Here is a 2,320-nt window from a genome sequence, read left to right as displayed (position 1 = left end):
CCTCAGGAAGGAGACGTCGTCGTTGCCGATCAGGTCGGGGACGGTCCAGCCGTCGAGGTCGTACTCGGACAGGCACTGCTCGGCGAGGCCCTTCATCTGCGCGGTGGTGCCCTGGGCCTCGGCGGCGAAGAGCAGCTCGGCCTTGACGTTCTCGTGGTTGCCGGAGTAGTTGCGCTCGTAGAGCTCGTGCCGGCCGCCGAACTCCGAGCCGACCGCGTCCCACAGCGCCTTCATCACCTTGACCCGGTCGACGGCCTCGTAGCCGCCTGAGCCGCGGACGTACTTGTCCAGGTAGGGCCGGACCTCGGGGGTCTTGAAGTCGATCGAGTGGGAGTTGAGGTAGATCAGCCCGGAGGCGACGTCGGACTCGATGATCTCCTTGATCCGCGGGTAGGCCTGGATCATCAGCATCCGGTAGGTCAGCCCGTAGTCCAGCTTGGGCAGCAGCGCCCCGCCGGTCCACTCGTCGGGGTTGCGGGCCATCGCGTCGGCCAGCGCGAAGAAGGTGTTGCGCCAGCCGACCACCTCGCCGACGCGGGTCTGCACGCCGCGGAAGTCCTTGCTGCCGGTGATCTCCAGGGCCTTGAGCAGCAGCCCGGCGATGAAGTCGATCTTGGTGGCGAGCCGGATGCAGCCGTGGAAGGTGAACCGCGGGATGAACCCGGAGACCGGGAAGAAGCCGTTGATCTTCTCGATGTCGCCGTAGCAGAACACGTTCTCCCAGGGCACCAGGACCTTGTCGAACACGAAGATGGTGTCGTTCTCGTCCATCCGCGAGGACAGCGGGTAGTCGAACGGGCTGCCCATCACCGCGGCCTGCTGGGTGTAGGAGGTGCGGCAGATCAGCTTGACCCCCGGCGCGTCCATCGGCACCGTGCAGATCAGCGCGAACTCCTTGCGCTTGATCGGCAGCCCGTAGTGGGCGATGAAGTTGTAGTTGGTGATGGCCGAGCCGGTGGCCACGACCTTGGCGCCGGAGACGACCAGGCCGGCGTCGGTCTCGCGCTCCACCTTCATGAACACGTCGCCGACCTCGTCCGGCGGCAGGTTGCGGTCCACCGGCGGGTTGATGATCGCGTGGTTCCAGTACAGGACCTTCTCCTGCGACTCGCGGTACCAGCGCCGCGCGTTGTCCTCGAACGGCGCGTAGAACTCGGCGTTCGCGCCCAGCGTGCCCAGGAAGCTGGCCTTGTAGTCCGGCGAGCGGCCCATCCAGCCGTAGGTCATCCGCGACCAGGTCTCGATCGCCCGACGGTCGGCCAGCAGGTCCTCCACCGTGTGCGGGGAGCGGAAGAACGGATGGGTGAGCCCGCCGTTGCCGGTGTCGGTGGGCACGGTGAGCCTGTCGCGGGTGGCCGGGTCGTGCAGGGCGTCGTAGAGCCGCGCGGTCATCCGCACCGGGTTGCGGAACGCCGGGTGGGTGGTCACGTCCTCGACCCGCTCGCCGTAGACCCACACCTCCCGGCCGTCCTGGATCGAGGAGATGTACTCGTCACCGGTCATCGGGGCGGCCGCGGTGGGGACGACCTGCCCGGCGTCGGTGGCGGCGTCGGCGGCGGGGCGGTCCTGCTGAAGCGTCATGTCTGGCCCTTCTTCTGCGGGGAATGCGGGTCGGGACTGGCCGGTCGGGCGCGCGGGATCAGGCGCGCAGGAACAGGCGCGCGGGAACAGGCGCGCGGGAACAGGCGCGCGGGATCAGGCGGCGGGGATCGGGCGTGCGGGATCAGGCGTGCGGGATCAGGCGGCGCGCGGGGTCAGCGGGGTGAAGCGGGTGTCGGCGTCGAACCACCCGGCCTCGGGACAGTCCAGCGAGCCGCCCCAGTGGGTGCCGGTCTCCCGCGGACCGATCTCGCGGAAGGCGCCGGCGTAGAACAGCAGCGGCTCCGCGTCGGTCACGGCGATGTGGACGACCTCGCCCACGACGATCAGGTGGTCCCCACCGTCGTAGGTCCGCCACGGCCGGCAGGAGTACACCGCCGCGGATCCCACGAGCACCGGCGCGGTCGGCCCCGGCGCCCACTGCGGGCCCGGCGCGACCGGGCGGCCCGCGAAGTGCCAGGCCGTGTCGACCTGGCCGGCGCCCAGCACGTTCACCGCGAACGGCGCCCCGTCCAGGTACCCGCACGCCCGCGACTTGCGGGTCAGCGTCACCTGGCACAGCGCCGGCTCGAGCGACACCGCGGTGAACGCGTTGACCGTCGCCCCGTGCGGGGTCCCCTCGTCGTTCCGGCAGGTCACCACGGTGACACCGGTGGCGAACCGCCCGAAGGCGTTGCGCAGCTCCCGGGGCGGGACCGTCATCTCGCACCTCCCTGTGCGG

2 protein-coding genes are annotated in these 2,320 nt (G+C 70.3%); both read right to left on the bottom strand.

The genetic code is table 11. From position 1 onward, the window contains the following. The coding region (locus ABD990_RS34040; RefSeq protein ID WP_425569723.1) for a 4-hydroxyphenylacetate 3-hydroxylase family protein at positions 1–1,581 on the bottom strand (1,581 nt) is incomplete at its 3' end. Positions 1,582–1,737: 156 nt separating this feature from the next. Next, positions 1,738–2,301, bottom strand: a complete 564-nt coding sequence (locus ABD990_RS34035; protein ID WP_345384927.1) for a flavin reductase family protein — start codon at positions 2,299–2,301, stop codon at positions 1,738–1,740. Positions 2,302–2,320: the final 19 nt, after the last annotated feature.

The organism is Pseudonocardia yuanmonensis (assembly GCF_039542425.1).
Classification (GTDB): domain Bacteria; phylum Actinomycetota; class Actinomycetes; order Mycobacteriales; family Pseudonocardiaceae; genus Pseudonocardia; species Pseudonocardia yuanmonensis.
Note: the sequence above shows the minus strand (reverse complement) of the source record. Positions and strands in the feature narration are given on the sequence as shown.